General features: G+C 62.3%; 16 protein-coding genes. 1 reads left to right on the top strand and 15 read right to left on the bottom strand.

The features are described 5' to 3' along the window. Nucleotides 1–3: 3 nt before the first annotated feature. The 11 genes from EIC84_RS00935 to EIC84_RS00885 form a co-directional block, all read right to left on the bottom strand. Complete coding sequence (locus EIC84_RS00935) at nucleotides 4–585, bottom strand: hypothetical protein (protein ID WP_003066379.1); 582 nt, start codon at nucleotides 583–585, stop codon at nucleotides 4–6. Further along, nucleotides 578–943: a hypothetical protein gene (locus EIC84_RS00930; RefSeq protein WP_003066377.1), complete on the bottom strand. Its 366-nt coding sequence runs from the start codon at nucleotides 941–943 to the stop codon at nucleotides 578–580. The genes EIC84_RS00935 and EIC84_RS00930 overlap by 8 nt, the downstream gene beginning before the upstream one ends. 52 nt (nucleotides 944–995) lie before the next feature. Beyond that, nucleotides 996–2,816 (bottom strand): hypothetical protein, encoded by a 1,821-nt coding sequence (locus tag EIC84_RS00925; RefSeq protein ID WP_003066375.1) that lies wholly within the window; start codon nucleotides 2,814–2,816, stop codon nucleotides 996–998. A gap of 1 nt (nucleotide 2,817) precedes the next feature. Beyond that, nucleotides 2,818–3,255 (bottom strand): hypothetical protein, encoded by a 438-nt coding sequence (locus tag EIC84_RS00920; RefSeq protein ID WP_003066373.1) that lies wholly within the window; start codon nucleotides 3,253–3,255, stop codon nucleotides 2,818–2,820. 4 nt (nucleotides 3,256–3,259) lie between these two features. Then, on the bottom strand, nucleotides 3,260–5,527 hold the full coding sequence (locus EIC84_RS00915) for a hypothetical protein (RefSeq protein WP_003066371.1): 2,268 nt from the start codon (nucleotides 5,525–5,527) through the stop codon (nucleotides 3,260–3,262). Next, complete coding sequence (locus tag EIC84_RS00910) at nucleotides 5,520–6,689, bottom strand: hypothetical protein (RefSeq protein ID WP_003066368.1); 1,170 nt, start codon at nucleotides 6,687–6,689, stop codon at nucleotides 5,520–5,522. The genes EIC84_RS00915 and EIC84_RS00910 overlap by 8 nt, the downstream gene beginning before the upstream one ends. Then, nucleotides 6,683–7,561, bottom strand: a complete 879-nt coding sequence (locus EIC84_RS00905; RefSeq protein WP_003066366.1) for a hypothetical protein — start codon at nucleotides 7,559–7,561, stop codon at nucleotides 6,683–6,685. The genes EIC84_RS00910 and EIC84_RS00905 overlap by 7 nt, the downstream gene beginning before the upstream one ends. Further along, nucleotides 7,558–8,787 carry a hypothetical protein gene (locus EIC84_RS00900; RefSeq protein ID WP_003066364.1) on the bottom strand — a complete coding sequence of 410 codons (1,230 nt, stop codon included), beginning with the start codon at nucleotides 8,785–8,787 and terminating at the stop codon, nucleotides 7,558–7,560. The genes EIC84_RS00905 and EIC84_RS00900 overlap by 4 nt, the downstream gene beginning before the upstream one ends. 16 nt (nucleotides 8,788–8,803) lie before the next feature. Continuing rightward, the gene (locus EIC84_RS00895) at nucleotides 8,804–9,604 is read right to left on the bottom strand and encodes a hypothetical protein (RefSeq protein ID WP_003066362.1); all 801 of its coding nucleotides are present in this window, start codon (nucleotides 9,602–9,604) and stop codon (nucleotides 8,804–8,806) included. A gap of 133 nt (nucleotides 9,605–9,737) precedes the next feature. Continuing rightward, nucleotides 9,738–10,508, bottom strand: coding sequence for a hypothetical protein (locus tag EIC84_RS00890; protein ID WP_131361336.1), 771 nt, complete (start codon nucleotides 10,506–10,508; stop codon nucleotides 9,738–9,740). A 195-nt stretch (nucleotides 10,509–10,703) separates the two neighbouring features. Beyond that, nucleotides 10,704–18,497 carry a PLxRFG domain-containing protein gene (locus tag EIC84_RS00885; RefSeq protein ID WP_003066360.1) on the bottom strand — a complete coding sequence of 2,598 codons (7,794 nt, stop codon included), beginning with the start codon at nucleotides 18,495–18,497 and terminating at the stop codon, nucleotides 10,704–10,706. A gap of 95 nt (nucleotides 18,498–18,592) precedes the next feature. Between EIC84_RS00885 and EIC84_RS00880 the strand changes: the two genes are divergently transcribed. Beyond that, nucleotides 18,593–19,024 carry a hypothetical protein gene (locus tag EIC84_RS00880; protein ID WP_003066358.1) on the top strand — a complete coding sequence of 144 codons (432 nt, stop codon included), beginning with the start codon at nucleotides 18,593–18,595 and terminating at the stop codon, nucleotides 19,022–19,024. Here EIC84_RS00880 and EIC84_RS00875 read toward each other — a convergent pair. The 4 genes from EIC84_RS00875 to EIC84_RS00860 form a co-directional block, all read right to left on the bottom strand. Further along, the gene (locus EIC84_RS00875) at nucleotides 19,021–20,796 is read right to left on the bottom strand and encodes a hypothetical protein (protein WP_003066356.1); all 1,776 of its coding nucleotides are present in this window, start codon (nucleotides 20,794–20,796) and stop codon (nucleotides 19,021–19,023) included. The two genes, EIC84_RS00880 and EIC84_RS00875, sit on opposite strands and share 4 nt — an antisense overlap. An 8-nt stretch (nucleotides 20,797–20,804) precedes the next feature. Further along, nucleotides 20,805–21,479 (bottom strand): DUF6682 family protein, encoded by a 675-nt coding sequence (locus EIC84_RS00870; RefSeq protein ID WP_003066355.1) that lies wholly within the window; start codon nucleotides 21,477–21,479, stop codon nucleotides 20,805–20,807. Nucleotide 21,480: 1 nt separating this feature from the next. Further along, nucleotides 21,481–21,981 (bottom strand): hypothetical protein, encoded by a 501-nt coding sequence (locus EIC84_RS00865; RefSeq protein WP_003066352.1) that lies wholly within the window; start codon nucleotides 21,979–21,981, stop codon nucleotides 21,481–21,483. 72 nt (nucleotides 21,982–22,053) lie between these two features. Then, a complete protein-coding gene (locus tag EIC84_RS00860) occupies nucleotides 22,054–22,530 on the bottom strand; it encodes a hypothetical protein (RefSeq protein WP_003066350.1) in 477 nt (158 codons plus the stop codon). Between the last annotated feature and the right edge of the window lie 77 nt (nucleotides 22,531–22,607).

Here is a 22,607-nt window from a genome sequence, read left to right as displayed (position 1 = left end):
GGCTTACTCCAGTTCTATAGGGTCTTGAATATTGAGAAGCAGTCGGGTCGCGGTGATGGCCGTGCCGATCAGAACGTCATAACCGCCCTGCGGCGGCTCTTGCGTCAGCCGCCCCTGCCGTCCAAGAAATACACGCTTGCCCGGCTCCAGCTGCCAAGCGTCGTCATCGACGGGGCCGATACGCTGCACGTTGATGGGCTGGCCGCCAGCGGCCGCACTCACCGTCACGCCCAGCAACGCCAGCACATCGCTTTCCACATCAGGATCAGCCGGCCAGACAGCGCCGAACAGGTCTTCGTAGACCACGAGAAGCGCGCTTGTGTCCATGCCCGCCATGCGCTGCAGCACTTGACCGCCTGCAGGGCCAGGAACACCGGGAGGCCCGGGCGGCCCCTGCTGGCACTCAGTCAGCACCACCACCTCCTGCACCGTCTCCAGCAGGGTGTTGTCCTGACCTTCCTCTAGCAAAACCTGCTCGATCGCCACTTCAACAATGTCATCAGAGCCCTTAGGCTCCAGCAGCACCAGAGTCTCAACCTGCTCCTGCAGCAGATGCTCTTGGGTCGTTTGCAGCAGGTCAGTCACGCGTCACCTCCGGCGACACCACCACGCTGCCCGCCATGCGGCGCACCACGGTGCCATCGGAAAACTCGACCTCCAGGTCATACACCGCAGAAGGCCACGCGATCGCAGCGGTGTCCGCAGCGCTGATCAGCAGGCGGATCGTGCCCGCAGCACCGCCGAGCTGAATGCGGTTGTTGTCCGTGGTCAGCTCCAGCAACACGGCGCTGCTTTCGACTTCCTCACGAAACTGAGCGCGCGCCTTGCAGCCGGTCAGATCCACGGGAACGGCATTGGCCTTGTTGGTGCCCGTCATCCAAGTGAATGTCTTGTCGAACGTGGCACCCTGGTCGATTTCAAGTTTGACTTTATGGGCAGGCATGGGCGGCAGTGTGAGTGACCGCCCCTACCTCGTCGAACCCTAGCGGGGTGCGTTACTGATCCAGCGATCCGCTGTAGCCCCAGCTGACGCCGCCAGAGATGCCCGCCGATGTCGACACCATGCTCCAGGCGCTGGCCACACGCTGCGCCGAGGTCGTGAGGCCAATCTTGGCCGCCTCCAGACGCGCGGCATTGCTCTGGATCGCTACATCGGCATTGAGCTTGGCCGTCTGCAGGCTGATGTTGGAGCCTGCCTCATACTGCTTGATGTCCGCTTCCCAGCGGCGCATGAAGCTAGTGGCCTTGGCCTCGATGGCACTGGCGCTCACCTTATAGCCGTCCACCAAGATGGCAGACTGCCTGGCCGCTGCGTCCATCTTGGCCACCTCGGCCGACAGGCGCGCCTTCCAGCCGTCCCACTCCAGACCCTTGGCCGCAATCTTGGCCTGGGCCTGGGCAATCGCCACCCGGGCACGCTCGGCCTGTGCACTGGCAAAGGCGCTATAGGCCTGCACCTGAGAGCGGTAGGCGTCCTGCTTGATGGATTCGCCTTGGGCCCGCGCCTTGTACAGTTCCACCTTGGATGTCTCGGCGTTGAGGGTCGCCACAAAGGCGCGGATTGCCTCGCCGCCGGCCTGAATGCGGGTCTGCTCCAGACTCACCAGGGTCTGGGCCGCCTGCACGCGGGTCTTGTAGATTTCCACGGCCGCCATGCGCCCATCGATTTCTGCCTTGTAGCGCGCCACCAGCGACTGGTTGATGTCCGCCTTGGTCTGCTCGGCCTGCAGCATGGCCTTGTAGACCTCCACCTTGTTCATCTCTGCCTTGATCACGGTTTCATAGGCCATTGCGTTGGCACGGTAGCCGTCCAGCAGTGCCTTGAAGCGCTCGAGCGCCGCGTTATGGGTCGCAATGCCGTGGTCTGCCGTCGCCTTGGCCGCCTCAAACGACAGGCGATCGAGCTGCATGGCCTGGTCCATCAACTGGCCTTCCAGCGCCAGCCCCTGGGTGATTGCGTCCTTGACGTTGCTCTGCTCCAGCTCGGCCTGCTTGATGGCAATGTCGCGCGACAGGCCCGATAGCTTGTCGTGGAACTCGCGCCGGGCATCGGCCAGCTGACCGACCAGCACCCCGGACGGCAGTGGAAATCCCAGCGCCTCGGCCGAACGCATCACCTCCTGCTCGCGCGCCAGCGCCACCTGCGTTTCACGATCGCGCGAGCGGTCCCAGATGGCCTGCTCTGCTTCGGGCTTCAGCCCGGTACCGCCCTGAATGCGAGCCGCAATCACGGCTTTCAGGTTGTCGAGCAGCCCAGATGCGTAGCCCGGCGCGCGCTTGAACTCAAAGGGCGCAGGCTCCAGCAGCTGCAGCTCGGGCATGTCGTCCAGCTTGTCGAGCCAATCCTCGTGCAGATTCACGCCGCCAAAGCTGTGCGTGGTCAGCGCCAGAAAGGCCGGCGCATCGGGCAGGCTCACATCGGGCGCGTCTGGGATGGCCACCTCGCGCATCTGGGGCAAGGCCGGGGCCTGGCCGATCACCAGCTCAGGCGCGGCGCCAAAGTCCATGGCCGGTGGCTGCAGATCAAAGCCAGGTACCTCCACATCGGGCAGGCTGGCCAGATCCAGATCGCCCGGCATATCGCCCGGGGCGGTAAAGCCGACCTTGGGCAGCTCGGGCAGGTCCGGCACTTCGGGCAAGGATGGCGCCGCGATCGTGCCCCAGCGCACGCTGATGGTAGGAGTCGGCAGCACCAGGTTGTTGAATGCGTCCTGCATGGACTTGGACTCGCGCAAGGCCTGGTCGGCCAGAGCGATAGAGCGCTGGTACTTATCCTGAACAATCTCGGCCGGGCCGTTGAAATCAAACTCTGCCATCTCAAACTCTCCGTGTTTTGGACTTGACGCTCATCACCTCCACGCGGTCCAGCGTGAAGGCTTGGCCGTCTGGGGTGCTTAGGCCGAAGCCCAGATAGTTCTCGCGGATGCCCTTGCCCACCGGGCAGCGCGTCTGATCGCTCTCCCGCAGTGGGAAGGGATAGCTCCAGCTCTGGCCAGGGCCGTACACCGTAAACCGCGCTTCGCCCTGGCCTCGCATGGACAGATAGACCATGGCAATCTGCTGCTTCAGGGTGTTCTCGCGCAGCGTGGCCGGCAGGCGCAGCTCGGTCGTGATCGGCAGGCCTGCATCGTTGTCGCCGCCAAATTCAAAAAGGCCATCCACACCCGCGTAGTGCGTGGCCGTGACGCTATCAAATTCATGGCGCGTGTACTCGGTGATGGCGCCGCTCAAGGTGTTGCAAACAATGGTGTTCATGGGTCTAGGCGGAGGCTATGAATCCGGTCATCTGGGCCGGGTTGATGGGGGCGATGGACGCCAGCGGCACGGGCGAGCCTCGGGGCGGTAGCGCCCAGGCCGCAATCACTTTGTCCTCCTGCAGTAGCTCCACAACGCCAGCGGCACTGCTGCCCTGCCAGTTCCCAGGATCGATGGCGGCGCGCACCGCCAGCGATGGCAGGGCCTCCAAACTGGGCCAGGGAATGGGGTAGTTCTGGGGCGTGAGCGCGGCGCCATTGGTCACGACTTCCAGCGGCACGTCGTAGGAGGGCACGTAATAAGGCACATCGCAGCCCACAAGCAGTTGCTCCCCTTCGGGCCCCGTTGCGGGAAGCTGCCCTTTCTCGGACATGGGCTGGTATTCAGGCGGCACGGACCGCTCCAGATCCTGGGTGTCCAGCCAAGAGCCTTTGCCGCCAGTCACCGATGCCTCGGAAACTCCGGCAAGCGCCTGACGAAAAAACACCTGCCCCTTGCGCTCAAACACTACCGCCGCCTTGGTGCCGCTGGTCGTGACTGTGCTCGCATCATTGACACCAGCAGGCACAAAGGCCTGCGTCACCACCTCCAAATAGGCCACGAATTCCAGCAAGGGATCGATATAGAGCAACTGCCTGCGTGCCGCGATGCCTTCGACGGCCCGGATAGTGAACAGCTCCGGCTGCAGCAGCTCGTTGTTGTGGCGCACCTCGTAGCGATATTCGGTGACCACTTGCACATCGACATCCAGAAGGGCTATCGCCCCCCAGGGCGTCTGCAGCTGCTTTTTGGAAACCAGCTGGCCGCTGCGCGTCTTGACCGCCGCCTGGCTGATCGCTGCACTGGCAATGAAGTCGCGCCAATCCTGCAAGAGAGCGGTACCTGCTTCGCCTTCGGGCAGCTGAAACAAGAGACTGACGCTGCCACCCTCCGGGGGAGATTCGATATTCTCGACGTTGATATAGCGGTAGAAATAGATACCGTCTGCCCGCGCCAAGGCCTCCGTATCCGTCTCCGGTCGATCCAGGCGCACAGTGACATGCTGGCTGTCCTGAGACTTCAGGCTGAAGACCTGTCGCTCATCGCTCCAGCCATAGCCCAGCAGCACCGGCGCGCTGCGGGTGAACTCATACTGATAGACCCAATCCCAGGCCACCTGGTTGGTGAAATTCACCTGCGCCGGGGCGATGCCGCCCTCGCGGAACGGAATCACGAATAAGCCGGATGGACGCGACCGCATGGAGCCCTGCGAAGACTGTCGCCATTGGGGAGCGGTGGGCGGGAAGCTCACGCCAGCCGGTATCACCACCGTCATGCTGGCAGAGCCGACCGCCACCGTATCCAGCTCATAGCCGCCGGCCGAGTTGATGCGCAGCTTCAGCTCGTGGGTTAGTGCCTGCTCGGCAATCCACTTTTTCTGCGCCAGGGTCGGCAATTCATTCAGGCCGATGCTCTGATTGGGACTCACCACGCCCACACTCACGCCGGTACCGCCGCGCAGCCGGCTGCAGCGCGCCACCCCGTTCACATCAGCAATCACGGCCTCAGCAGGGAGCACGGGCGTAAAGGTCGCGACGACTTCGGGCACTGCAAACACGTCATTCGGGCTGATGGCAAAGGAGGCATCGGACACAAGCGGTGCCTCGGCCACACTCACACTCTGCTTGTTCAGTGCCGCCTGGACATAGGCGCCATGGGTACCGATAAATCCCAGACCTCCATTGGCATCCCCGTAGGCCATGCCCAGAGCAATGCTGCTCGCGCTGCGGGGCTGTTGCACCACAGAGTCGCGCAGGCGATGCTTGCGGTTGGGCATTTCTTCAATGTGATCCCCTCGGCTCACCGCGTCCGTGAAATAGCGCGGGTTGCGGCTGGAGATCCAGGCCCCCGTGCCGCCGAATGCGCTGTTCACCTTGCGGTAGCGCCAGCGGCCGGCGTGATAGCCGACCAGGTACAGCTGGGCCGCAGTGCGAACCAGCACGCCCCGATCCCCGCTTTCCAGATCCGGCTGCTCAGGCCACAGCTGCACGATGGTGGTATTGCCCACCGTGGTGATACGGTAGGGGCTGCCATCGCCCAGCACGCCGCTCTCGGTGGGGTTGGGCACATGCGAAAAAGTCGCCCGCCGCGCAAAGCGCGCGAAGGCATCCTGCACCGCCCTCACCTGGTCGCGCGAAGCAGTGCCCTCCTCTACGCGCAATTGCACCGGCGCCAGCCCATTGAAGGGCTCGCCCGTCACCCTGCGATTGAAGGGATTGAACATCTCAGCCATGCGGCACCGCCATGTACTGGGGAATGCCGTTCACCTCACGGAAAGCCGCACTCACCTCCTTGGCAGCCGTCTTGAAGCGGTTGGCCGTCAGGCTAGTGGTCTGCCCGCCATCAAAGCCAGCCACCACCTCGCCACCCGCGATGCACAGCATGGCCTCGCCCGCCCCGGTACCGTCACCCAGCGCCAGGCGGTGGCCCGGCGCCGCTATGCCCGAGCCCAGCACCACCGGGCCGCGCATAGTCGCCGTATAGATCAGGCTGTCGAAAGTCTCCCCGCCCAGGAAAATCAGATCCTGGGTCGTGCCCACATAGATCCCCGTATCCACGGGCACCAAGGCCGTGATGTCAGCCGTCATGGGCTTGAAGTCACGCCAGTCGCTCAGATGCGGCACAGCAGGCCGGCTGGCCCACAGCACCTTGCCCTGGGCCACCAGCACACGGCCACGCCAGAAGGCCATCAGCGTGCCATCGGGCAGCACCCGGGCGCCCAGCGTGCGGGCCGGCAGCACCAGAGAGCTATTGCGCCCGCCGAATTCAAAGCTGCGCTCCACCGCAGTACCGGCAATGAACATGCCTTCGCCGTCGCGCCCGCTCAGGTAGACATTGAGGGCATGGCCCGGCAGCTGCGGCAGCCCATCAAGGCGCAGGCCACCCTGAGACACCGACACCGGCTCGGACACCCTCACCGGCCCCTCGGCGTGGTCGCTCAGACGCACATGGCTCAGTCCATAGCGGTACTGCCCGGGCTCCAGCTCGCCAAAGGCAAAATCCAGGGCACCCAGAGAGGCCGGCTCCGGCACCGTGAGCATCTGGGCCGTCAGCCCGTCCGTGATGCCGCGCTGCAACCCTGTAGAAAACAGCGTGCGCCCATCGGGCAGATTGCAGTACCAGACGCGCTCGGTGCCGATATTGGGCCAAAGCACTCTCGTGCCTGCGTCATCAGAAATGGAGACAAGAGAACCCTCGGTCGTCGCCAGCTGAAATCCGGCGGCAGGCCAAAGGTTCTTATGGCAGACCTCGGACAGGCGCGTGAAGCCACCGCGGCGCGATACCTCACCATCCAGGCCAATGTCCACATCCTTGGCGGCCAGCAAGTCCGAAGCCTTCAGGCGATGCTCGGGCTGCACATTGTTGATACCGGTAAAGCTCTTGAAGGTCAGCATTGATGAGTCCTTGCAACGGTCGGGCGGCTCAGCTCCAGGGCGAAGCTCTGGCGCACATGGAAGGCGTAGGCCAGCGGGCCCGGATAGCCCAGCTGCAGGGCATCTGCCGACTCGACCTGCAGCACCCTCTGCGCCAGGCTGACGGAAGGCACGCCACCCACGGCCAGAGCGATGCCCACAGGCCGCAAGCCCGCGCGAACGCCCGGCCGCCCCAGAGTCAGGGCGTGCCCGCTGGCTGGCTTGACGATCTGTACCGTGCGCGGCTGACCAAAGGCCATGGCCTGGCTCGGTGCAGCCTTGGCTACCTGCACCATCCGGGCACTGCCCATGCGCAATGCATCCGAGCCCTGCGGCTTGAGCACAATGGAAGGAAGCTCGATAGCAGCCGCGCCGTAGCGCATCGCGCGCGCCCCGGGCACTTGGTAGGTCACCGAGGGCTGCGGCTGGGTCTGAGTCGCGGTCACCTGGCCGGCCACGCACATGCCCAAGCCCCATGACTTGAGTTCCACATCGGTCCCGGTCTTGACCTTGGCCGCGCCCAGCGCCAGCGCGTCGGCAGACTCAGGAAAGACCGTCAGCACCAGCTGGGCCTGCCCCTCGACGGCCATGGGCAAGGGTGCCGGGTACAGCGTGGCCTGAAACTTGGCCGTGGGCACGCCGCCCTGAGCCAGCGCCAGCGAAGACGGCCGAATCGGGATCTGAATCCTGAGTGCGCCCAGCGCCAGCGCGTCGGCCGATGGCACCAGCAGTACCCGCGCAGCGGTTTGCGTGCCGCTGAGCGCCATGGGAATGCCGCGCGTAGGTACTAGCGGCGCTTCGGACGAGCCCCCCGAGCTATTGATGGAAGCGCCATTGATGAGCGGATAACTCATGTCCCGCCATCCACCATAAAGACACCGCGCCAATAGAAGCGTCCAGGGATGGGGCCTCCGACGCCGGCTTGAGTGACTGTGACTTTAATGTCTTCGACCAGCGCGCCACCCGCTGCAATCGGGATGCGGTGGACGCTCAAGTCGCCGCTGGCCACCAGCGAATCCAGGCTCACGGCATTGGCAAAGCGGGTGGGATCGGCCTCGGTACCAATGGAAACCACGGGCATCTGCGTCACATCCATGCTCGCGCGCCCCATAAAACCCACCTCGGTCACCATCAGAGGGTGGCGAAAGTTGGTGCTCTGCACCACCGGCATGACCTGCGGCACCAGGTTCCCACGCAGCGAGTTGTCATCGGTATCAAGCACCGACAAAATTTCGCCGGGGATCAATGCAGGTTCTTCGCTGAAGGTCAGGGAATCAATCGCTTTCTCGACCACCACATCGGCCCAGTATTGATAGCCGTTGGGCGTGGAAGGCGTGAACACTGCGCCTTGCTTGAAGTTGTTATAGCCACCAGCAGCCCAAGCCTTGGGCACCCCAATGTCTGCCGGCCAAAAGCCTCCGGTACTCTCGTGCGCCAGCGCCAGGTCCTGCCAGATCCGGTAATGGTTACCGCTGTACTCTCTTTCTTTCGGGCGCTGGGCTGGCAAGGGCTGCAGTACGGGGTAGGCGCCGAACTGCACCGCCCAATCGACGAGCGAACGTGACCTGAACACAAAACTGTTGGTTCCTGCGGGACGCTTCTCGGCAGCCTCGACCACAGCACCGAGCAATACCGACTGGTTCTCGCCACCAATGCGCGCCACCGTGCCATCGTCTTGCAAGAACGACTCCAGCATGCCGGCAGTCACATTGGCGCTGACCTTGGTGCCAACAGGCCACGCCCTGACCAAGGTCCCCTCTTGGGCGCGAAACACCTCAAATACATTGGTAAAGCGGGTGTATACATGCACGATTTCAAACACACCGGGCATGCTGTCATGGGTGAGCGTGACGGGCTGGGCGCGATCCAGCTGACCAGTACCTTCTGCAAACAGGTCCGCATGCGCTGGATCACTCACCTCAAATACGTAGTAACTGCCATCACCGGGAACCCAGGACTCCGGCAGCTCTTCATACTGACTGCCATCCGGCAAGAGGGTGTAATACGGTGGAGGGGTGTCCAGTAACGGGGTCTGCAGCGCCGCTTCGGCGCTATTGCTAAAAAGCATCTTGCGGGCCATGGCGCTCCCCTCCCTCTTACGCCGTGCCCAGCAGGCTGACAATCTTGGCGGCAGCGTTCGACCACTGCACCACCACGCCGCTGCCGTTGGTCGTCATGGGGAAGCCCACCACGCTGGGCAAATACAGCACCACCGGGGAAGTAGCCGCCGTGCCCGTGTCGGCATAGAGGGCGATGAAAGACGCCGTGGAGCCGGCAGCCACCGCGCCAAAGTCCACATCGTTGGCATCCAGCACGCCACCGGCCACCGTCACGCCGGTCAAGGTGACCGCCGAGCCCACCACCGCGCCCAGGTCAGGCAGGAACTCGTGGGCTGGGTCATAGACATAGCTGCCAGGCAGCATGACTGCCTTGAGCGTCGCGCCGGTCAAGGGCAGCTCGGCAGAGAGCAGGCGCTGCCCAGCCTTGGGATAGAACGGCAGACCCACGGCCGCGATCTTGTTGGGGCCGGTATCCCAGGGCACCCGAACCTCGCCACCGTTGGTATCCATGGGCAGGCCCTGCACCGAGTCCATATAGAACAGCAGTGGCGAGGTCGATGGGCTACCAGTGTCCATATAGAGCACCACGGCCTTGATCTTGTTGCCTGGCGCCAGAATGCCGAACTCCGCTGGCGCGGCATCGAACACGCCGCCGGTCACGCTCTTGCCCGTCAGCGTCTGGTCGGTACCCACACGGGTGACGGCCGACAGAAACTCATGGGCTGCGCTGTAGGTATAGGCGTCAGAGACAAGCGCCACCTTGATGGTGGCTGCGGCAAAGTTGATGGCGCCCGAAAGAATCTTCTCGGCACCCTTGGGGTATGCGGTGTTGGACATGGCTGCTCTCCAGAGATTGCAGCCAATGTCCAAGAATCAGGGCTCGCTGGCGAACCCTAGAGGGGTGCTTATGATCCGCTTCTCCCCAAGGACTGGAGTAAAAATTAGTTAAAGGAAGGCTCCTAAAATTATTCTATAGATTCACCTTACCCTCTTTGTTCTTCCTATACCCCATCAAAAGAGCACCAACAATCTCTGGTATATCAAAAACATCTATATAAGGAATCATAAGTATTTTATTTTTAGGATTTATGACTCCAAACTCTGACATTTTTTTAAATTTATATCCCGGCACGGATAACTCAATAAAAAATCCTTCAAAAAGGAAGCAAAAAACGAAGGCATCTAAAGAGGTACATCTAACAAATGGGGTGCAAACAAAATTGCGCAGAACATCCATACTGAAGGCACCGTCTTTGCTGCGATCAATCAATCTTGATACCCTTACCGTCAATTTTCTCAACGGAATTCGTGACTTGGCAAGGATATGAGATCTAAGTGTTTCGTCTAAATCATCTGGAATTCGTATTTTCTTATAGGCGTCATTTTTTGATTTTCCCGCGCGCCATAGAATAGATGAAAAAAATAGCTGTAGCTTTAACGCATCAACATTTGAAATACTCACTCCAAGCTCACTTTTAACAACTTTCCCTTTCTTGCCTCTAATAGCAGAGAGGGAGTAAGTTTCGTAGCTAAGATTCAAGTGTCTTTCACAACACTCACAAAGCTGATGCTCCCACCAGCTATCAGTAGAATACGCCACAGGAGAAATATCATCAGTATCAAAACTAATAGCTTTCCCATTATTTTTTCTAAATATCACTTTAAAAACCGAATCCGGTATCGCGTGTGAGCGCTTTAGGTCTTTAACTTGCAAACAAAGCGCGCATTCTGAAATTGGCATAACTCCCCCAAGCAGCCTTCAATGTTATGCCAAAGTGTCAAATTTATCGCTGACGTCAAGGCTAAATGCTCATCCCGTGAGACCATTGCCTCAACTGCATCTGTGTTGAGTCCTAAAAGCGAAGAACCGTGTAGTGCCAGAGGACTCCGCTCCACAAGCGGGGGGTGTTCGCAGTGCGCGTCAATTTAAGCGGCCCTACAAAATACTTGATCCAGCTGCCACACTTCGCATTTGCGCGCGCAGAGCCTTGGGCGCCGTGTCAGCAATGCGGTCGCTGCGGTCCTTACCCATCTCGCGCACGCGCTTCCACACATCGGGCATCTTCACTACGATGGGCTGCTCGGGGTTGTCGCGGTTCCAGGCAGCCAGGCGCTCGCGCACCCGCTGCACAGCGGCCTCGTCCTTGCGGAATAGCGCGTCTGCCCATTGCGCCTTGATGTCAGAGCTGGTCTGGGTATAGAACGACTTGCTGCGCTGCATGAAGCTATTGGCCTCCTGCACCTCGGCCACGCTCTTGGGCTGGAAGCCAATAGCCTTGGCCGCGGCTTCGGCCAGGGTCGTATCGATCACCTTGTAGCCCTTGGTATCGCGGTACATGCCCGTGGCCACCATGTCCAGACCCTTAGCCAGATTGCGCACTGCCGTGGGCGCCCATTCAAGAACTCCCTTGCCAGCGGTTGCAGCATCGCCGTTCACGACTCCCTTGATCACATCACGCGCGCCAGAAAAGCCGCGCGCCACCAGGTCACCAGCAGGCCCGATGATTTCCGTCATGTCCCGCTCACGATTGGGCTTCTCCAGGAACAGTCCGGTACCGGGCAGCAGGTTGCCCATGCCCAGGCGGCCGGACACATCGATGGGCGCGCCCGGCAGCCCAGAGATACCTTGCTCCATGAACTCGGCCAACTCTTTGCCTACCACGTTGGCCAGCAGCTCCTTGCGCCATTGTTTGGCGCTGATGTTGTAGCCCATCATCTGGCCAGCGCCATCAATCAGGTCCTCGGCATCCTCCATAAAGGGCACGCCGCCGGCGCCGCTCATCAAAAGCAGCATTGCCAGGGCCCAACCCACCGCGCGCTTGCCCTCTGGGCCGCCCTGGGTCCACATGCGCTGCATCAGTTCCAGATAGCTGACCGAATAGGTCTTGAAGGTAAACAAAGTCCCGCCCACCGCACCGCGTGCCCACTTCGGTTTGTTGGCTTTGGAGTAAACAAACTGTGTTTCCAGCACCGCCTTGCGCGCAAAGCCCGCCGGGTCAGCCATGCCCTGGTCCTTGGCAATGCGGTAGGACGCGATAAAGGTGCTACGGCGGTTGAACTGCTCTGCCAGCGCAAAGGGCTGACCCCACAACACCTTGCCCTGCTCCCACAAGTTACCGGCCTTGGCGCGCAGGTCGCCCGCCTTGGTGCCGTCGCCCGAGCGCAGCATGCCCGCGCCGCGGGCCTGGGCCATCAGCTGGTGGATTTCCTGGGGGCTGACCACGCCGTCATCCTCGGCAGACTGCAGGGCTTTGGCCAGATCGGCCTCGTACTTGAAGCCCTTATCCGTCCAAGAGCGCCTCATATCGTTAAGTGCTCGGGCCATTTGAGCCCCGGCCTTCTTCATGCCGCCATACTGGCTCAGCCAGGGCAGCGTGACCGCAAAGGGCTGGGTCGTATTCACAAAGGCCGAAGCGATGGAGCCGCCCAGATACTGCGCAAAAAGCATGCCGCGCACGGCCTGCCCCTCCTCCTGTGGGTCGCGGATGTAGTCGCGCAGGCCCATGGCCAGATCCTTGAGCTCGCCCTGCTCCTTGGGGATCTTGCCGATGGCCGTTTCCATCTTGCCCGCATTCAGGCCCATGGCCCCGGCGCGTGCGTTGGAGTAGACAAAGTTGGCCACCACTCGCCCCACATCCTCGCTAAAGCCGGCAATGCCCTTGCGATGAATCAGCCGCTTCATGGCACTGTGGTTGTTCTTGGTCAGCTTCAGGAACTCCTGAAAAGCCTTGTCCTGGGCTTCGTTGCCCTCGGCCTTGAGGCCCAGCATCTCCCCGAACTGCTCCAGAGTTTCCGGCGTCACGCCCGCAAACAGCTTGTAGGCCTCGGCACTCATCGTGCCAGTGGTGACGGTCGCGCCTTTGAACTCGTGCTCGAGCTGCATCTTGGCCCGGTTGGAGTCGCGTGCAGTTTCGTACATGCCGAAGTACAGGCGCTCACCGTTGGCATCCACCACATCCACCGTGTAGCGACCAAAGCGCGACAGCGGGGCATAGCCGCCCTGCTGCAGATCCACGGCCGTATCCAGCCGGCGGTTGATCAGCTGCATATATCCGGCCAGACGGTCGCGCGAGTCTGGGTCGGCCTTGGCATCCTGCTCCAGCGTATCCAGCAGCAACTGGGCTGCGGCCTCCACGGATGGCTGCGCCAGCACGGCATCGCGCATGGGCTCGTACTTCTCACCCACCACGCGCAGCATGTCGGTGCGCGCCGTCATGTCGATGGAGCGATCAATGGCCGCGCGCGCCTCGCGGTACAGGCTGATCTGATTGGCATCGGTACCGAACTGCGCCTGCAGCTCCGCATCGGTCCAGACAATGCCAGGCTTGAGCATCTTGTTCTCAAAGCGCGCGTTGATGTTCTTTTCAAACTGGGCCACGGGCAGGCCCTGCCACATGGCCAGCACCTCAGATTTGATCTTGCCGTGCTTGAGCAGCATGGCCGCCTTGTTGTGGGCCGACAGATTGGCATAGCGCTTTTGCAGGTCGTCGACCAGGGTGGGCTTGCCGTTCTCATCGCGCGCCCAGATCAGCGTGCCCTCAAACAGCGGCCGGGCCACGGCCTTGTTGTCAGCAGCAGAGACCGGCTTTTTCTTGAGGTCGCCCAGCGACTCCACACGCGGCAGGATGCGCGGCGCCATGTCGGCCGCGTCATTGGCCAGCATGCTCACATCGTCGATGTTCTGCTGGGCAGACTCATAGACAGGCTTGAAGCTTGGCGCGCGCTCGGCCAGGTGCCGCATGGTACCCACGGACTTGTCCCAGAGCGATACCTTTCCCTCGTGCGTGAAAGTCTTGGTCAGCTGGTCAAGGGCGCTGTCTTTGAGGTCCATGAAGCGCGAGCGGCTGAACATCGGCTCATCCGTAGCACTGTCGCCACCGGCTGCATTGCGCTGCTCCAGACCTTCGGCTAGACTTATCAGTGCCCCCGCAGAGCGGATGGAAGTCAGGTCTTGGCCATCGGCCTTGGCAGATGCGTCCACCCACTGAGCTGCGGGGGTTTCTTCGTTGAACTCCACGGTTTCGACTGTGTAGAGCGGGTTACCGTGAGTGGGGTCTACGGTTTCCTTGACCGTCAACTTCGCCAGCAGCATGCGCTCATCCACCTCGATGGGAGCAAAAAAGCGATGAATCGCTTTCAGGTTGGAGTTGCTATCGCGGTCCTCCTTGCTCCACCCAAACAATGCCGCTTCATAGAGCCGGTCCACATTGGCCACAGCCATGGACTGATCACGCGCATTCGTGGACTGCTCCACTGCCTTTCGGCTCAGCATCTTGTCCAGGGTATTGCGGGATACACGGGCTTCCAGGCCAGTTTCCTCATTGCGCAGTGCCTTGCCCTGGAATTCCTTCGCGGCCTCGCGCGCTTCGGTGAAGTTGGTGGCGATGCGTAGCTCGGGCGCAGCCTCTCGGCTGAAAGTTGCGTCAGCCTTGTTACCGCCGTCAGTACCACCACGCTCCACCCAGGCGCGCGCTGGCAGGATGAAGCTGCGGATCAACTCATCATCGGTCAGCGCCAATGACTTGAATCCCGGCACATTGGCGCGCAGCCAGGTGCGGATTGCAGCCACGGCGCGGCGCACAAACCCGATCTGCGGCGTGTTCTGCGCCATCTCAGCCAGCACTTCCTCGGCAGCCATGCGGCGATCCAGCCTGTTGACGCGGCGCAGGCCGTACTCGGCAATCTTCGCGTCCACCTCGGCCTTGCGCATGGTGGCCACCTGATTCAGGATCAGGCCCAGGTCCTTGCCGAATAGGCCGCGCAGGCCGTGATGCCCCAAGGCCTCGTGGAACAGCACGCGGGCGGCGTCATTGGGCGTCTTCAGCTTGGACGCCATCAGGTACACCTTGCCCTGGTAATAGAAGCCCTCCGGAGCGCCTCGGGCGCCGCCGCTGCGCTGCTTCAGGTCGGCGCGGCGCGCGCTCTCAGGCACTACAGCGTCCTGCATGTCAAAGGCCACGATGACCTCGGGACCGTTGGCCCAGGCCTGGCGGATGGCATCGGCAGTGCCCTTGACGGCGCGCACTGCCTCGGCACGGGCCGCCGGCGAATAGCTGGGACGCACGTTCACTGCTAGGGCAGCAGCTGCAGCGACATTGGCCGACTGCCCCTCATCCATGCTCTGAAGAAAGCTCGCCACATCAAAGGCCGCGCCTGCCAGTTGCTCGGACTCCTGCCGGCGGAAGCGCGGATCCTCTTTTGCACGCATGCCCTCCACTTCGCGCACCAAATGGCGATGGGCATCCTCGGCCTTGAGCAACTGCAACCGGTTGGCAGTGCCCTCTTTTACGGCGGCACGCAATTGCTTGACCCTGGCCCACGCCTCATTCCTCTGGCGCTCACGATTCTCAATCTGTCCTTGTACCAGCTCCTGCGCCGGAGTCAGATCCTGCTTGCGCTGTCCGCCATTGGGTGCGGGCTTAGTCGTTGCCTCCTTGGCAGCCTTGGCGTCCCTCATGCGTTGCGGTACCGACTTGGGCGCAGACACGGGTGCCGCAGGCGCCACGTTGGCCTGCATCACCTCAAGGTCAGCGTCTGAAAAGTCCTTACCAAACACATACCCGTCTTGCGTTACGGCCTTGAGCTGGGAGCCCTTGAGCCCAAGCGCTGCAATCTGCTTGACTGCTGCCCACTTGGATACCTTTCCGTCCTGAACGATGTCCAACGCCCTTGCCATCTCAGGGCTGGATGCGCGAACCGCGGCATATCCATCGCCAGTGGTGAAATCCGAGGTCCGCATATACAGGGCGTGCACCTGCCCAAGGGTTACACCGTCACGCAAGGCCTGCGCCGCCTTGGTGACAAGCTCCGACTTACCCACATCGCCATTGAGATAGTCAACTGCTGCCTTCTGCAGCTCATATTGGGCAGGCTTGGTATTTCCTATGGCTGGGTACTCGTAGCGTTCTGACGCTGCTTCGGTATTGGCGCTGGGCGAAGCCTTCACGGCAGCCAGCGCCTTCTCCACGGGCGCATCCAGAACGATGGCCTTGACCTGCTTGCCCTCCTCGGCTGCCGCGACGGCTTGATGATGGCCGTCAATGATGTGGCCATCGCTGGAGACAATCACCGCGCGGTCGCCCGTGGCGCTCTTGGCCGCTTCCACCTTGGACGGGGAGTATTCAGCCTGGGTCGGCTTGAGCTGCGCCGCATCCACGGTCGTGGTTTCGTGCGCAATGCCCTGGGCATTCAGGTGCTTGACCAGGCCGCCATGGTTGGCCGTGGGCACCTGCGGCATCTCGGCGCGCGGGATACCCAGCGTGCCTGTCTCTGCCGCGAACGGTTTTTCATCGCCCACGGGCTGCGCCGCAGGCTTCGGAAGGGCGTCTCCGGAAACGGCTTTTGGCGCAGGCTTTGCTGCATTTTCAATAGCTGCAGGCGCTTTACTTGTGGGATCTACCAGCGGTGCTACCAGCGAATCCAGCAGCTTTTCGCGGATCTTCTCGCCAAGGTCCGGCCATGCCCGGGTGTGCACGTTCTTGCGTGCGATGACGGTCAGACCAGGGGCCGTGGCCGCGACAGCCTGACGCTCCGCCGTGGTCATGCGCGTCCAGCGTTCGCTGGCATCGAGCTGGCGCTGGCGCTGGGCTTCACGCTCGGCATTGCCTTCACGCGCGATCTGCGCCGCCTTGCCTACGGCCGCTTGGGCCGCGCCGGCTGCTTGCGAGACTTGCGCTTGAGCTTTCGCAAGGCTCGCGCCCTGCTCTTGCGCTCCATGGTTCGCAGCTGGGGTGGTGCCATTGCCTAGCCCCTCGCCTGCATCTTGGCCAGCTTGCGCTGCTCCTGTTTGCGCAGGTTGCGCGCTGCCTTGCTGGGCTTTATCGGCTTCAGAGACATTGGCATTCGCTCCTGATTCAATAGCTGTTAGCGTTTTCTGCGCAAGCGCTTGAAGCGCTTTCTCAAGCTTTTTGGTGCGCTTGTGGGTGGGCCCGTAATGGGCAATGGCCTGCTGCAGCTCCTGCTCGTTCATGTCGGGGATCTGCTTGGCCAGGATCTGGTTGATGCCTGTCAGCTGCACGGGCGCAGGCGCACCAGCGGTCGAAGCGCCGCGCCCCTGACCGCCGGCGGCCTGCAGCTCCAGTCGGGTGAGCTGGGTCTGCAGTGCATTGCGCTGGGCAGCCCTATTGCCGTCCCAGCCCTGGGCCGCGCCCTGCTGCTGCATAAAGGCAATGCGGCTCTTGAGCTCGTCCATCTGGGCTTGCAGCGATACCTCGCCGGTATCCGGGTCCACGCCAGCAGGCACCTGCGGGGCGGCCTGCTGCTGCTCGGTCAGCTGCTCTGCCATGGGCGCCACCTGGGACTGCACCACAGGGGAAGCTCCGGAGTCCACGGCCATGGCCGCAGCCTTGGAAAGTGCACCCGCGTTCGGATCCAGACCCATGGCCTGAGAAGGGGTCAGCTCTGGTGCGGCTGTCTCGGCAGGCTGCTGGCCAGCAGCGCCCAACTCCGTACCCCACTCGGGGGCAGGAAAGTCGCGCGTGAAGTCGATTTCATTGCCCTGGGCCTCGGGCGCCGCGCCGGGCAGGGTTTCATAATCCAGATTTGGAGCATTGGCCGGCGATGCCGGAGCTGTGCCGGGCTCCATCTCGGCAGCCGCGCCAGCCGAGGTCGTCCATGCAGCGGGCGACACGGCAGCAGCAGCGGATGCCTGATCTTGCCCAGGGGCCGCGCCCGGGGCATTGGCAGCGGCGTTCCTGGCATTGGCCGCCGCACCATCGATCTGCTTGTCCTTGAAGCCACGATAGCCAGCCGCGCCCGCGCCCATGGCGCCTCCCGACAGGATGCCCATCACAATGGCGTCATCCAGGCCTTCGCTCCAAGACTTGCCCAATGCCTCGTTCTGCAGGATCTGCTCGGACACAGACTGGGGCAGCTCCTCGAGCACGCCCTCGGTAATCGCGCCCTCACCCATCTGGCGCAGGATGCTCTTGTGTGCTGGCTGTGCCAGGGGATTGACGGCTGCGGCCGTGGCGCGCTCTGCGGCATCCTTGGCCATGCCTTTGGTGCCCTGGGCCAGCATCATGTCCGCATCGCCAATGCCCAGACGGTTGGCAACCTTGTTGCCAGCAAAGCCCAGCGCACCGGTAGCCAGACCGGTACCGGCGGCCAGCGCGGCCTGCTTGGCGGTCAACTCGCCGTCTGCAGTCTCCTGGCGGATCTGCTCAGCGGCGGAGCCAGCGCCCACCACGCCCTCACCAGCAGCGCCAGCGATGGCCGCGCCCTTGGCACCCATCTGGCCCAGGCGGGTGGCAGCCATGGCGCCCCGCCCGATTGCGCCACCTGCGGCCATTGCCGGCAAGGATTCGACAACAGCGCCTGCAATCAAATCGGGGTTTTGCAGGGCAACCTTTGCCTTATCGACGATGCCATCGGCGCTCTGGAATTCCCGCTGCTTCGCTTTGAAGGTGTCGGAGTGAAAGTCGTTGGCAACTTCCTTTGCCTGCTTGAAGCGCAGTCCAAAGCTGCCACCTTCGTTCTCTAACGCCTTGCCCACCTTGCCGCCAGAAACCAAGTCCGCAACTCCGACAGCGGCCTCTGGTACGGCTATTGCCCCCTTCAAGCCCCATGCGGCCAGATCCTGCGCCCAGCCCTTAATGCCGCGATCCGGAGGTGGGGCATCTTTCAGGATTTCATCGATCCCAGATTTCTGCGTCGCAGAATTATTGGAAGGCAAAGCAGCGCCGGGCTGGTGTGCGGGCGCGCCATTGAGGATGTTGTCGATGTCACTCATTTGCCAATGACACCTCACCCCAGCCCTTACGTCGAACCCTAGCGGGGGCATGTTCCAAAAACCTGCTCTGCTACAGTTCCTTAATGGAGGAAAGCATGCAGACAGCAACAACGACCGCACAGACTTCACCCACGCCTGTCATCTTTGCTCGGCACTTGATCGGCATGGTGATTGTGGCGCTGGCAAATCCACTGATTTACTACGACTCACAACCTATCGGTATGTGGCTAGTCACTTGGGCTGCCCCGTTTGTTCTGGCGCTTGTTGTCTATGGAATTTACGCAGTGGTTATGTCGGAGCGCGCCAAACGCGCTTGGCCCAACAGCTTCTTTATGCTCGCTTGGGTGCTCCTTGGCCTTTTACTGATTGGACAGTGGTCTAGCAAGCCGAGCACTTCAAAAGCGTCCTATCAAGCCTCAATCCCTGCAGCAGTTAACACTCAACGCACTCCTTCAGCACAACCGCAGCAGGGCAGTCAGATAGACGAGATTCTGAAAGACGCCCCCGCCTATCAACCTGCGCGCTAGTTAAAACCCAGCTTTCTGAGTTCTTCGCGGCGCTGCTCGATTGTCAGCGCCGTGTTGTTTCTGATGGCCTGCACCTCTGGGCTATCCACAGCAGGTGGCTTCCTAGAGCTGTCCATCCGCTTCATTTCGCCGTCAAGTTCATTGACAGCACCCAGAATGCTCTCAGTCTTGTTGCCCTGAGCATCCGTGCCACCTTGCAGCGCGACGGCCTTCCAGCGCCCCTCATTCTTGCCTGAGTAGGCGCGAATCCGAGCCGCAATCGCAGCTTGCTCTTCCGGAGTCTGGGCATTCAGCAGATCCTCTTGCATCTGCCCCATACGCTCGGCCGCCCGGATCTGAGGCGCGCGCAGGCGCTCGTCGTTGTTGATGCGCTGGGCATCGAGTTGGTTGCGCTGGGCACCTAGGGCCAACTGACCCAGCCCCAGACCGATCTGCCCTTGAGCTCTGCGATCAGCCCCGGCCTCGGCCATGGCTGCGCGCTGCATGCTGGCATTGACTTCATTGGTGCGCAGCTGCATATCGGGCACCTTGCCCTGGGCGGCCAGGTCGGCGCGACTTGCGTCCAAGAAGTTCTGTGCTGCCGGGTTGTGGGCCGCGCCTTTTCCGCCCCAGCGTTGGGTGTTCATGATGGAGCTGGCCGAAGTCTCCAGATTCTTGAGCCGCTGGCGCGCAGCCCAGTCGTTACCGCTGTGCGCAACTGCGGGAGCACGGAGCCCAAACCCGCCATCTTCGGGTTGACTACCAACAGCAGTTGCAGCATTAGAGGCCGCCAGATTGTCAGCGGCAGCCATGTTCCGCGCATTGGGCTTGCCCGTGAATCCGGCCGGGAAGCCCATGCCGCCTGCTTGGTCGCTGTACTGGCCGCGCCCATGGCTGTACACGCCGTCCATCAGCTGGTTGCTCGGAGCGTCCGCCGTTGAACCTGCTTGAGGAGTCGATGCGTTCGGGCTCACAAGAGCAGGATTGGATGTACCCCGGCCGGCGCCGGCAGAGAATGTGGCGGGTGGAGAAGCAGCCAGCGATGCAGCCGCGGCCGGCGAAGCTCCGCCATAGAGTCCTGCAGCAATGGCAGGAGCAGCATTGACCGCGCGGCCGGCGTTGTTCACTGCGGTGGATGCAGCGTTGAGGCCGCGACTGATCGCGCCGCCGGTCGCTGCAACACGCCCTACTCCACCCAGCCCTGGCAAGGCAGCCACGGCGTTGCCTACGTTGCGCCCCGCCTCCGTATTGCTCCAGGAGTCCTGCGAGCCATCAGCGGCAGGTGCCTTGGGGCCACCAGTTGGGATCTGGGCCAAAGCATCAGCGCGCTGACCGTCCGTCATGCCAGCTGGCGCTGGTGTGGGACTGGCCGCGGGCGCGCTGGGTGGCGCGCTGCTGAAACCGCTGTTGCCCGGCAGACGGTTGCCAGGGAAAGTATTGCTCGGGCTTGGGGAGGCGCTTGGCGTCAAGCCCAGGCCGGGCTGTCGCAGCTGGTCCTCTGGCGCGCCGCCATTGGCAAAGAACACTTCGGGCTTGAGCCCCAGCTTTGGCGCGGCCTTGGATAGCGGGCCGCTGGCGCGCGGGGCATTCAGGCCATATGCAGCCACTGGTGTATGCGTGGCATCCACCACACCTTGAAGTGCCTGCTTACCGCCCATGGCATGCACAGTATCAGGTGGCAGCACGAATTCACCCGGCTTGAACATGCCAGGAATGCTGTCGGGTGCCTGGTTCTGGGCCTGTGCCAGCTTCGCGCCCTTGTCTTTGGGGATGGGTTTGGACAGTCCGAACATGCGGCACCTTAAAAAATGTAGGTCGCATTGACCTGGGGAACATCGTGCCGAGTGGCTCGGCGCAGATCAGCGTCGGGCCTCGCGCCGAAGTAGCCCGTAAAGGCCGCCTCGGCCGTGGCCGCGCGCTGTGGGTCGAACCCATCGCTATCGGGCTGACTGAAAGCCCGGTGCAGTGCCCAATACACCAGATAGGGATGGCTGGCCGCATGGATCTCCGGTTTGTCCGGATCGTTGGCCAATGGCTTGAGCGGCAGGCGATAGGCCTCCAGCGTCAGCACCCCAGCCTCGCGCGGTGTGGGCACCAGGCGCAGCGCGCCCTCGGTCTGGATGGCGTACATCGCATCGCTGTCCAAGCACACGCGCCAATCCGGGTGATGACGGTCCAGCCACTCCCGCGTCACCAGCTCCACCGGCTTGGCTCGATGGCCTGCCGCGCTTGGCTGCCAGTGCAGATGCGCGATTTCATAAACTTTGGCATGGAGCTGATACGAGGCCTGACCCGCGCTCACGGCAATGGTGGTCACCGCCGGTGTGCTGTCATCGAGCAGCAGGCGGCCGCGCACGGCTGCCTCGTCCTGGGCTTCATTGAGCCAGCGTGTTACGGTCTCGTCTTCCCACAGGTAGGGCTCCAGCTTGTCGGTGGAGTCCTCGCGGAAAGAGGCGATCAGTTCCTCAAGGGTCATGTCAGCGCACCCCGAACTGGTGAATCAGGCCGTTGACCGTGATACGCATATCGTCCACCTTGGTCTTGGGATCAAAGGCGTGGTCGTACTTCTGGGCGTACTCGGTCAGCGCTGCTTTGTTCATACCCTGCACAGTGATCAGCATGGCCTCGCGCTGGTCGTCCACTTCCTTGGCCTTGTCGTCCAGAGCCTGCTGCTCCAGCGCTGCAATCTCTTGCTCGGTGAGCTCGGGCTTTTGCGTGTTGGCCTGGTTGCTGCCCTGCTCTGTAGTCAGTAGCGCGCCTTGCTCCGTGCCTTCGGTGCCGGTTTGCGCCTGGCCCAGTTGCTGCGGCGGCTCCTCCGCCGGCTTGAGGGAAGCCGTGCGCTTGAACTCCACAAACTTGAGCAGCGGCTTGGCGATGGCCTCGCTCACCAGGCGCTCCTCCTCGGGCTGCCAGATATGGCCGGTGGCGCGGTCGCGGTAAATTTTGCGGCCGGTATAGGTAATGCGTACAAAGTTCATGATGCTGGAGAGTGTTCAGATGGACGAATGCGGGCGCTACCCAAAGGCAGGCCCGCATCCTGGGAGCGCTCTTTACAGGGCGCCGGTGGAGATGACCTGCAGCACCACATCGACGCGGGCCGCCTTGGCGTTGGCCGCGCTCGAGGTGGTCAGCACCAGATAGGCGTCCTTGGGCAGAGTCACGGGCGCCTTGGTGGATGTATTGCGCAGGCGCGCAGCGGCGGCCAGATCCAGGTCGTCACCAAAATAGGCTGCGTCCTGGGGCACTTTGGCGCTGTCCACGCCGTCCACGTACTCAAAGCCCAGATCACCCTTGACGGATGCGGTCAGCCCGGTGGAGACAATGGCGTCAGAGTCCACCAGCGTGGAGCCGGCAGGGATGATGCCCAGTCGCACCTTGTCACCCACGGCCAGAGGCGCATTGGAGTCAGCGTCCAGCGCGCCGCCGTTGGCGCCGGTCTTGAGAATGAAATGCAGGGCATTGAGATTGCCCCAGGGGGTAGAGCCCAGCTGATTGCCGTGCTTCTGTTGGGTCGTCACGATAGACATGATTGGCTCCTAGACCGAATCGAGAGGGAACACGGGTCCAGACAGATCAGGCGCCGCGCCTTGGCCGCGCCCGATCG

The sequence above is a fragment of the Comamonas sp. A23 genome (assembly GCF_004522605.1).
GTDB classification, from domain to species: Bacteria; Pseudomonadota; Gammaproteobacteria; order Burkholderiales; family Burkholderiaceae_C; genus Comamonas; species Comamonas thiooxydans.
Note: the sequence above shows the minus strand (reverse complement) of the source record. Positions and strands in the feature narration are given on the sequence as shown.

Excerpts from the sequence above, each read along its gene's own strand:
- EIC84_RS00930 (WP_003066377.1), bottom strand. The coding sequence starts at position 943 with ATGCCTGCCCATAAAGTCAAACTTGAAATCGACCAGGGTGCCACGTTC.
- EIC84_RS00925 (WP_003066375.1), bottom strand. The coding sequence starts at position 2,816 with ATGGCAGAGTTTGATTTCAACGGCCCGGCCGAGATTGTTCAGGATAAG.
- EIC84_RS00920 (WP_003066373.1), bottom strand. The coding sequence starts at position 3,255 with ATGAACACCATTGTTTGCAACACCTTGAGCGGCGCCATCACCGAGTAC.
- EIC84_RS00915 (WP_003066371.1), bottom strand. The coding sequence starts at position 5,527 with ATGGCTGAGATGTTCAATCCCTTCAATCGCAGGGTGACGGGCGAGCCC.
- EIC84_RS00910 (WP_003066368.1), bottom strand. The coding sequence starts at position 6,689 with ATGCTGACCTTCAAGAGCTTTACCGGTATCAACAATGTGCAGCCCGAG.
- EIC84_RS00905 (WP_003066366.1), bottom strand. The coding sequence starts at position 7,561 with ATGAGTTATCCGCTCATCAATGGCGCTTCCATCAATAGCTCGGGGGGC.
- EIC84_RS00900 (WP_003066364.1), bottom strand. The coding sequence starts at position 8,787 with ATGGCCCGCAAGATGCTTTTTAGCAATAGCGCCGAAGCGGCGCTGCAG.
- EIC84_RS00895 (WP_003066362.1), bottom strand. The coding sequence starts at position 9,604 with ATGTCCAACACCGCATACCCCAAGGGTGCCGAGAAGATTCTTTCGGGC.
- EIC84_RS00890 (WP_131361336.1), bottom strand. The coding sequence starts at position 10,508 with ATGCCAATTTCAGAATGCGCGCTTTGTTTGCAAGTTAAAGACCTAAAG.
- EIC84_RS00885 (WP_003066360.1), bottom strand. The coding sequence starts at position 18,497 with ATGAGTGACATCGACAACATCCTCAATGGCGCGCCCGCACACCAGCCC.
- EIC84_RS00880 (WP_003066358.1), top strand. The coding sequence starts at position 18,593 with ATGCAGACAGCAACAACGACCGCACAGACTTCACCCACGCCTGTCATC.
- EIC84_RS00875 (WP_003066356.1), bottom strand. The coding sequence starts at position 20,796 with ATGTTCGGACTGTCCAAACCCATCCCCAAAGACAAGGGCGCGAAGCTG.
- EIC84_RS00870 (WP_003066355.1), bottom strand. The coding sequence starts at position 21,479 with ATGACCCTTGAGGAACTGATCGCCTCTTTCCGCGAGGACTCCACCGAC.
- EIC84_RS00865 (WP_003066352.1), bottom strand. The coding sequence starts at position 21,981 with ATGAACTTTGTACGCATTACCTATACCGGCCGCAAAATTTACCGCGAC.
- EIC84_RS00860 (WP_003066350.1), bottom strand. The coding sequence starts at position 22,530 with ATGTCTATCGTGACGACCCAACAGAAGCACGGCAATCAGCTGGGCTCT.